A 6644-nucleotide genomic window follows, 5' to 3' on the forward strand; every position below is an offset into this window, starting at 1 on the left:
TTAACAATCGCGTACCTTGATATCACCAGATATGGTAGATGCCTTTAACTTACTGTCAGGCTCACCAAAGCGCTCCTGCACTTTTTTCTTTCCCTTACTGTTAATTCCTCCACAGACAGCAGAAACATCACCACTCGTACTGGAAAGCACCATTTCGAGTCCAATTTCTCCAATGTAGCGAACGTTTACATCACCGCTGGTACTGGAAACTACAGCATCTACCTGATTTCCAATCGTCACTTTACAATCACCACTGGTACTCTTTGCTCTGCACTGCGCGCTCTTATCAAATTCGGCCTTTATGTCTCCGCTTATACTCACAACATCCATCTTATCTGCCTTGCATGCGATCACATTCACATCGCCGCTGATGCTTGATGCAAAAAGTTCATCTGCCTGACAATCTTCCACTCCTACGTCACCGCTTCCAGTATGAATCAATAAAGTCTTTGCGCTGCTGTTATTTGTTTTGATATCACCGCTCTTTGAATTAAGTTCACACTGCTTTGTATTAAGTTGATCCACAGAAATATCACCACTCACTGCTTCTACTAGAAAACGTTCACTAGATATATCATTTACGACGATATCGCCACTTATATTCTTTACCTTAATTTTTTCAAACTGCTCTGGCACTGCAATATGAATAGCAATTCCTGCTGAATATTTCCCCACCTTAAGGCCAAATAAGCGTGAGGCAGCATAAGAAACACTTATCCCTGCTTTCTTTTCCTGCTGAATCGAAAGGGTTCCAACAGACGCACTGACACGAAGCGTCTCTTTTAATGCCTCCATATCATCTGCAAGCCCACCAGTTACAGACAGCTCTACCTCATTTGTATTGCTCTTTTTGATTTCAATATCGGCATCTGTGAGCTGAGCATTGACACGCTGAATGCCTGGATAAAAACGGTTATAAATATCAGAATTACCCACTGCGTCCGAATTTGAATTGACATTTATTGTCATAGCAGCCGGATTTTCATCTAAGAATGCCTGACGGATTTCCTCGACATTTCCAAGTTCTTCACAAATCTCCTCTTCACTCTTTCCGTTTTCAATACCTTCCTTAAAATGATTCTCGTAATCACCGAGAATATCCGTCAACAATTCCTCATCCATCCCTGCAAATGCAGTGCGCAGCTGTGCAAAAAATTCGTCCTTTTTCATAATATTTTCCACCTTTCTTCATACTCAGCATCGTATATTAACTCGGCTGCTATTTTTTATTCACTTGCTTTCTTTGCTCACTATCAGCCGCTCAACTGCTGCCGTGAAATCAAACCATTCTTTCTTTAACTGTTCCTGATAGGCCCAGCCCTTCACCGTGAGGTGATAATACTTTCTAGCTGGTCCTTCCCCTGCCTCGACAAGATATGTCTCCACATATTCCTCATCCCTCAACCTCTTTAAGATCAAATACAGCGTACCTGCCGCCAGCTTCATCTCCTTTGAAATATTTTCAGTAAGCTCATAGCCGTACTGGTCACGAAGCGCCAGCTGCGACAGCACGCACAACTCAAGCGCTCCTTTTTTAAACTGAGCATTCATGCTCACACCTCCTTCTTTTTTCCTGTTAGCTGCATCATATCACATACTATTCTATATTGCAATATAGTATATAAAAAAACTTAGTGTTTTTTTGACAGCAAAAAGCCCACGGTTTTCACCGTGGGCATATGTCAATTCATTACTTCATAACCATTTCTTCATCACTCGGCAGTTCCTTTGCCAGCTTTGACGGTTTTTCCAGATACCAGTATGCAACAGATGTGTAATCATCGTAGCGTGGTCCTGTCCATCCAAGGTTGTCGATCGTCATTTTGAAATTCTTAGAGAAATACACCGGATCCTTCTCATGGAAGCGATACAGCAAGAAGCGCTGCTGTCCGTTATAAAATTCGCGATTGTCACCCATGATAGCAAAAAGTCCTGTATACATTCCGCTAAATGTCTGGTAACGATTCAAAATGATATCATTTCCAAAACCGTATGAACCACAGAAATAATCCTCTGTTCCAGTATAATTCATGCTTGGATACTGGTCATCGTCAATATACATCTTTGCTTCGCCCTCTACCCAACAGGTGTTGTTTCCATTCATACCTGTTGCGAGTGTCACACCTGCAAAGCAGCCTCTGCCTTCAATTCCATCAATAATTGTATATGCGCGTCCTTTCGTAACTGGATGCTCCTGACGATATGCAGCATGGAAATAGCCTGCATCCTGAGGAATCTCGCCGTACCAGCCAGAGATCATATAATACAGCGTTTCTTCCTTCTTGCCACGGTTCTCCATAGTGATGCGACAGTGCTTTGCAAATGGCATCTCCCAGTAGCTGTTAAAGCCACGTCCTGGTGCTGTGAGGATTTTCGCTGAATTTAAAACAATGTAGTTTCCGTCGCGATCCTTGAAATTTTCATCATATGCGCAGCCAAAAAATGCAGAGATAGGCGCTTCAACAGACGGAAATTCCTCATTTTCCCAATAAATACGCATAACAAAACTATGTCCAACATATCCGGTAAACCAAATGTGTGTAATCATGCCAGGACCATCTGTATCACACAGCGTAACAGTTTCTCCCGGAGCAATCTGAATACACGGACTTAATTTCTCACAATCCTTACCCTTTGTACCACCATTTTTTTGTCCAGTCGGATTTTCAGCTGAAAAGCCAAAGCTTTGGCGATTCTTAATTCTGTATAGTTTCATGAATTTTGCATCCTCGCTTTCTGATTATTAATTTTCTGATTATTGTTTTTCCATTACCGCCTCAATCTCTGCACGATCTGGCATCACACGAAGAGCACCTTTTCGCGTTGTGATTCTTGCTGCTGCTGCATTTGCAAACGTCAGCATCGATGTCAAATCAGCCTCTGTAAGATTATCTAATCCATGTTCACAAATATAGTGCAGTACACAGCCGCAGAAGGTATCACCTGCACCTGTTGTTTCAATAGTATTTTTCTGCAGGAATGGCTTTACCTCTACAATCTTATCTTCATAATAGGCACGGCTTCCTTCCTTACCCATAGATACAAGAATCAACGGAATATTGTAGCGCTCACGAATCCAGTTTACACCATCGGTATAATCTTCTTTTCCGGTAAGCCACTGGATCTCGTTGTCAGAGATTTTTAAAATATGACAATGACCAAGACCATAAAGTACCTGCTCTTTTGCATCATCTAAAGACTTCCACAGCGGTGGGCGAAGATTCGGGTCAAAGGAAATAAGCGCATTTGCTTCTTCTGCAATAGAGATTGCTTTTTTTGTTGCAGCGCGTACACCATCATGTGTCATTGACAATGTTCCAAAATGAAAAATCTTTGTACTTTTAATCAACTCTTCCGGAATCTCATCCTCACGAAGCATCATATCTGCTCCTGGATTGCGATAAAAAGAAAAGTCGCGATCACCGTCTGGATACGTGTGAACCATTGCCAGTGTTGTGTGAATTTCAGGATCGCTTAAAAGTCCAGTTGAATCAATTCCTACCTCTGTGATGGCTTCTCTTAACTGCTTTCCAAAGAAGTCATCTCCTACCTTTCCAATAAATGCAGTTTTATGACCAAGCTTTGTAAGCATCGCAAGCACATTACATGGAGCTCCGCCTGGATTAGCCTCAAAAAGGGGATTTCCCTGTGCACTTGTTCCATTTTCTGTAAAATCAATCAAAAGCTCGCCAAGTGCTGTTACATCATATATTTTCTCATTCATATCTGTTTGCATGCCTTTCATCACTCAATATCGTATTTTACAATATCCATGTATACTGTTCCATCTGCCACAAATGAGATTTCCTTTGCCGCAGTATCTGTCGTAAATGTTACACTCATCACTTGCTCACCATCGTTTGCAAAAACCTCTGCACTAAAACGGTCAATCACAACACGAAGCTTAAGCTTACCGCCGTTATCTTTTACCTTGCAGGAACGCTTGTGAATCATCGCAATTCTAGAATCAGAGTAGCTTCTGTCAAGCTCAAGCTCAGACTCGTGCATACGATAGCGAAGTGCTGTGTAATGCTTGTCATCCTGTGCAAATCTCATTTCAAACATATAGTAACTGTCGTCCTTGCTTTTTGGTGCAATCGTAAGTTCAACATCAGCCACACGACCTTCAATGCCTTCAAGCTTTACTGCCTCTAAACCTGCTACACACACACCATTGTGTGAAACTGGATTTTTGCGGCATGCATCAAATTCCTTTGTCGGACGCTGAATCAGCTTGCCATCAACAATTGACAGCTCTCTTGGCAGTGCCATCTGACCAAACCATGGCTCAGTCTCTGCATGCTGGTTAACAAATGCCCAGTTTTGCATCCATCCAATCATGACTCTTCTGCCATCTGGTGTCTGTGTAGACTGCGGTGCATAAAAATCAACACCATAATCAACAGTCTGTGCATGCTCACATGTAAAGGTTCCTGTCTCATCGTCGTATGTTCCGATCTGGCATACAACACCGTGACCATTTGGATATTCAAGTCCTTCTGCCTCCATCTCCATCGGACTTACAATCAAAACTGCCTTTCCATCCAGCTCAAACAGATCCGGACACTCCCACATCTTTCCATACTTTCCATTATTCTGTGCTAAAATACTCTTAAAGTTCCATGAGAAGCCATCCTTGCTTTCAAACAAAACTGCACGTCCATCTCCCTTGTTATCACAGTTTACCATCACACAGCGATAGCTTCCGTCTGCTGCCTTCCATACCTTCGGATCTCTAAAATCAAATCTGTTCGAATCACTCGGCAGCTGTTTTGCTGTCATAACAGGATTATTTTCGCACTTTTCATAATTTACGCCATCACCAACTGCCACGCACTGCTGCTGTACATCGTGCATTGTTCCATCTGGCTGTTTTTCAGATAATACACCAGTATACACAAGAAGCTGACGTCCATCAGAAAGATCAATTGCACTTCCTGAGAAGCAGCCGCCGCCGTTTTCATACGGTTCATCTGGTGCAAGTGCTGCAGGAAGATAATTCCAGTGCAGAAGATCCTTACTCACTGCATGACCCCAATGCATCTGTCCCCAGAATGGACGATATGGATAATACTGATAGAACATATGATATGCCCCATTATAATAAGAAAAACCATTTGGATCATTCATCCAGCCAACTCGTGGTGTCAGGTGAAACACCGGTCTCATCTGTGGTGTGATCTTTTTCTCGTTCTCTGCTTCATAAGCTCTTGCCTTTTCTAATTTTTCGCTGATCATATTTCCTCCCTTTTGTTTGCTGTCTTTATTATTTATAAATTTGTTTGCGTACCTATCTTACACTGTAAGTATATACTCGAAATGCCATTTATGTCAACCGTTTAACACATTGGCAAAACAGCAAATTTTTATATTGTTTTTTATGCTATTTTACTAGGTTTATATATCTTGTCAAGACTTTTTTAGTCATAAGCACTTTTCATATTCCAAAGCTGTATAGAACTAACTCTTGCATTGGTACTACTTGAGCTTACACTGATTTTTCGTTCTCCGTCTGCCACGTAATTTCGAAGTGTCATTGCTTTTTTCTGGTTTAAATAAACCTCAATCATCGAATGATCAAGAAAATACTCTATTGTAATCTCTCCCTCAACTTCAACCAGATCACACGAATCACTAAATCTAGAAATCTCCTTTCCTTCTGCGTTTCGTGCAAAAAAGCGTTTTGTATTGCGGTCATACACTACTTGAACAGACTTTGACGCATCCAATACACTTTCTGTATTGATTACTATTTCATCAGCATCTGTAGTCAGCTTTACATACATACGATTTGAATTAATCTTTTCCAAATCGTGATTTAGTTCTTCTATACCACAGTTTGTTCTTTCAAGAAGCATTTTCTCTCTCAGGAAGTACCCTGTTTTGATACGCTGGATCCGGATTCATCTTAAACTGTGATAACATTTTCATCCTCCTTTGATATTGACCCTTTGTTCTACTTCTTTGCTATATTCTTTTTCATCCACTCCATGCCCCTGCTCTGTCCGTGAGCTTTTTATCATCGTTCACGGATACAGCAAGGGCAGGCATTTTCATGCCTGCCCCATTTTCTCAGGTCTTTTTTACTGAGCCTCTACATAACGGTCATATGCAGCCTGCCATGCTGCAACAACGTCTTGCAGTCCCATGCTGTCCATTGCAGAAACATAATCGTCCCACTCATCTTCGATGCCGCCATCTGTAAGCCAGTGAGCAGTCTTTTCTTCTGTCAATGCCTTTAAATCACTTAAATAGTCATTAATTGTATTTGTTTCTTCCTCTGTAAACACAACAGATGGATAATACTCTGTAGAATCTACATACTGGAACCAGAAATCACGTATGTCATCAATTCTTTGCTGAGCACGATCCTCAAGATAATAGTAAGTACCATAATCCTCTGTCAGCTGCTCTGTAGGTCCTAACAACTCATTCTTTGACTTCAGCTCACCTGCTGTCTCACCATCCTTTAAATCTCTCATCGTGTAACAGCCCTTCTCATCTGGCTCCTCGTTCCAATAAGAACCGATTGCACCATAAATTGCCTGCATACTGTTGAGTGGCTCATACATTTGATCAACCCACTTTACTGACTTAACCCAGCGGCAAGCCACTGGGGTTCCATTGACGGAGTTCTAGTGCCT

Annotated in this window: 7 protein-coding genes; all 7 read right to left on the reverse strand. The window is 41.7% G+C overall.

The features are described from left to right. Entirely contained in the window at nt 1-1170 is a 1170-nt protein-coding gene (locus WJP93_RS08095) for a DUF4097 family beta strand repeat-containing protein (RefSeq protein ID WP_066557178.1), read from the reverse strand. Between the two features lie 60 nt (nt 1171-1230). Next, on the reverse strand, nt 1231-1551 hold the full coding sequence (locus WJP93_RS08100) for a PadR family transcriptional regulator (RefSeq protein ID WP_066557181.1): 321 nt from the start codon (nt 1549-1551) through the stop codon (nt 1231-1233). A 139-nt stretch (nt 1552-1690) separates the two neighbouring features. Beyond that, nucleotides 1691-2716: a glycoside hydrolase family 172 protein gene (locus tag WJP93_RS08105; protein ID WP_337547693.1), complete on the reverse strand. Its 1026-nt coding sequence runs from the start codon at nt 2714-2716 to the stop codon at nt 1691-1693. A gap of 39 nt (nt 2717-2755) precedes the next feature. Then, nucleotides 2756-3724 (reverse strand): carbohydrate kinase, encoded by a 969-nt coding sequence (locus tag WJP93_RS08110; RefSeq protein ID WP_337547694.1) that lies wholly within the window; start codon nt 3722-3724, stop codon nt 2756-2758. Nucleotides 3725-3744: 20 nt separating this feature from the next. Continuing rightward, entirely contained in the window at nt 3745-5238 is a 1494-nt protein-coding gene (locus WJP93_RS08115) for a glycoside hydrolase family 32 protein (protein WP_337547695.1), read from the reverse strand. Nucleotides 5239-5420: 182 nt separating this feature from the next. Then, entirely contained in the window at nt 5421-5858 is a 438-nt protein-coding gene (locus WJP93_RS08120) for a GH32 C-terminal domain-containing protein (RefSeq protein ID WP_337547697.1), read from the reverse strand. Between the two features lie 225 nt (nt 5859-6083). Beyond that, complete coding sequence (locus WJP93_RS08125; protein ID WP_337547698.1) at nt 6084-6614, reverse strand: hypothetical protein; 531 nt, start codon at nt 6612-6614, stop codon at nt 6084-6086. Nucleotides 6615-6644: the final 30 nt, after the last annotated feature.

Source organism: Anthropogastromicrobium sp., from assembly GCF_037349415.1.
Lineage (GTDB): Bacteria > Bacillota > Clostridia > Lachnospirales > Lachnospiraceae > Anthropogastromicrobium > Anthropogastromicrobium aceti.

Bases quoted from the DNA above. Each gene is read 5' to 3' on its own strand.
- WJP93_RS08095 (WP_066557178.1), bottom strand. From the start codon at position 1,170: ATGAAAAAGGACGAATTTTTTGCACAGCTGCGCACTGCATTTGCAGGG.
- WJP93_RS08100 (WP_066557181.1), bottom strand. From the start codon at position 1,551: ATGAATGCTCAGTTTAAAAAAGGAGCGCTTGAGTTGTGCGTGCTGTCG.
- WJP93_RS08105 (WP_337547693.1), bottom strand. From the start codon at position 2,716: ATGAAACTATACAGAATTAAGAATCGCCAAAGCTTTGGCTTTTCAGCT.
- WJP93_RS08110 (WP_337547694.1), bottom strand. From the start codon at position 3,724: ATGAATGAGAAAATATATGATGTAACAGCACTTGGCGAGCTTTTGATT.
- WJP93_RS08115 (WP_337547695.1), bottom strand. From the start codon at position 5,238: ATGATCAGCGAAAAATTAGAAAAGGCAAGAGCTTATGAAGCAGAGAAC.
- WJP93_RS08120 (WP_337547697.1), bottom strand. From the start codon at position 5,858: ATGCTTCTTGAAAGAACAAACTGTGGTATAGAAGAACTAAATCACGAT.